Here is a 2,194-nt window from a genome sequence, read left to right on the forward strand (position 1 = left end):
CAAAAACCTGCGGAAGATCGGTCAAGTCTTCCGGAAGATCCTCGTACCTGAAGCTACGAGCCGAAGGCATCCCCCGGCTCGCTTCTTCAAGCAGGCGGTTCCACGTTGCTACCGCAGCCTCAAGCTTATCATGTTCTTTTGCCGTGTGTGCAAGAAGAGTCTTGACTTGGGCTTCCGTCTGCCCCGCTTCAGTTCCCAAGTCTAGAAAAAGAACATACAGAACGCGGAGGAACGGCCACATCTCGGCCGGAGACAACGTTCTCCCCTCGATTTCATCGATTTTTCTGGATCTTTTCAAGGTGCTGAGCGACTTTCTTACTAACGACGGTCGCCAATCGATTCTCAAAATCGCTAGCGTCACGGGAGTCACGTGCCGAGTTCAGGAGACTAGAGAATGCATGAAGGGTATCCCTGCCTGGCTGCGTGACTAGGGCGAACCGGTCGGTATCCGGCGAGAAGAGATTGGAATTTTGGAAGTCCCTCCAAAAATCCTGTATCGCCTTCTTACATTCGGCGTCAGCGGCACTAACGGTAAAAGTTTGCTTTACTTGACCCGCTAACCGCCGACTCTCGCCCGAGCCAGTTTTTTGCCCGACAATCAGAAAATCATCGGTGCGCCAGCCTAGATGCTCGGTTTGTAGATGTACTTCTGCGATCAAACAGTCGCGCAATATGGGCGGGATTTGCCGCCCGAGGAGTTGGGCAAGCCAGTAGGCAACGACGCGTTGCTCAAAAAAGAAGCCCGCTCCGCCCGTAGAAGCGGGACTTGGTATGCGTCGCACGTCCGACACACCGGTGATTCGAGCTTGTTGGGTAGCAAGGATTATTCTTTCAGTTTCCTTCCCCACGGTTATCGAGCCTGTCTTTTAGAATTACATCACACCATGTGCAACAGTAAAGCTCAGCCCCTGTTGGGGGCGCTGGCCCATGTTTGGCAACGGCATCACAAGTCGTTGGTGCGCGGCATCCGGATTTTCAAATTGGCACTCTATGGCCCGGTTTAGGCCGCCGGGGTCGCCCACGGCTCCCGGGCGGCGATGCGCAAGGCAGAGAGGACTTGCCAGGCCTGATGATTCCCGGCGGTGGCCCCGCGACGTTTTTCATTTCCGATGGAGGACTCCACCACGTGGATGGTTCGGAGGGCAGCCCACGCCTGCTCGATGAACTTCCGATGTGTACTATCGCAAGTGCTTGCAGCAGAGCGTCACGGTTTTTCCGTTCTGGCGCCATCACTTTAGGACACCGTGGAATTTCAGACAGTTCCCGGTTGAGAATAACTCCCTCTTCACTGGCCGATGCACCCTTTGCACGACGCACGAGGAAGATCAGCTAGGGCGCGGGGAACAACGGAACGGAGCAACATCGCTTTTTGCTTCCACAAGATGGAAGCGGAGAGATGTTCGCGTGGAATGCCGAGCTTCTTCCGCTCTGCTGCAAGCTCGTGGGATGCCGGGCAATGGAGGTTCAGCTGACTTCAGAGCTTTCCGTCCTGTCTTCAGGCCGGGACGTACCGCTCGACCGAAATTTCCTCCGCGTGCTCCCGTATTCTAGCCATGTCATAGGCCAGCTGCATGCGTAGGAGGTGGTCCATGTCCGGACCGAAGGCCTTTTCGATGCGAAGTGCCATCTCCGGCGTCAGAGCGGCTTTGCTGTCCAGAAGATCGGAGAGCACGCCACGGGGAACATTTAAAATCACCGCCGCCTTGCTCACGTCGAGGCCGAGGGCCTCGATAACTTCGGTTTTAATCAAGTCGCCAGGATGAGGAGGGTTTTTCATGGCCGGTCACCGCGTTAGGAGCGCTAACGTCAACACAATATCTGCGTGTTGTCGCAAACACAAGACACGATGTTGGCATGAACGACAACGGGAAGGCTCACTTGGAAGCGCCGGTCGATGCCAGTCCGAAGCGGAAGCAACGATTTTTGAAGGCGATGATCCGGGAAGGATTTTCTTTCCCTTCCCCAAGCGCGCCCTTCACGACGGAGCGTGCGAGACGCTTTTGGCCAAGCCGTGCGGACTGGAGGAGAAGGGCCTGGAAGAAGACGATCTCTGTCGCGCCGTGGACGCCGCAATGGGCGCTGGAGTGGGATCGAGAAGTAGCTTTACTGTAGGGCCCTACCCGAACTTCCGCTGTGTGCTATCGCAAGTGATTGCAACAGAACGTTAAGACTTTTTCGTTCTGCCTACATGCCC

The 2,194-nt window shown here is 55.8% G+C and carries 2 protein-coding genes and 1 pseudogene; 1 reads left to right on the top strand and 2 read right to left on the bottom strand.

From position 1 onward, the window contains the following. Together MAMT_RS11550 and MAMT_RS08660 are read right to left on the bottom strand one after the other, a co-directional pair. On the bottom strand, positions 1-298 hold a 298-nt coding region (locus MAMT_RS11550; protein ID WP_218579740.1), incomplete at its 3' end, for a hypothetical protein. Positions 299-1,495: 1,197 nt separating this feature from the next. Then, positions 1,496-1,777, bottom strand: a complete 282-nt coding sequence (locus MAMT_RS08660; protein WP_142660595.1) for a HigA family addiction module antitoxin — start codon at positions 1,775-1,777, stop codon at positions 1,496-1,498. 128 nt (positions 1,778-1,905) lie between these two features. Here MAMT_RS08660 and MAMT_RS12010 point away from each other — a divergent pair. Then, a pseudogene (locus tag MAMT_RS12010) lies at positions 1,906-2,098 on the top strand (IS1634 family transposase); the annotation flags it as partial. Between the last annotated feature and the right edge of the window lie 96 nt (positions 2,099-2,194).

The sequence above is a fragment of the Methylacidimicrobium tartarophylax genome (assembly GCF_902143375.2).
GTDB lineage: Bacteria > Verrucomicrobiota > Verrucomicrobiia > Methylacidiphilales > Methylacidiphilaceae > Methylacidimicrobium > Methylacidimicrobium tartarophylax.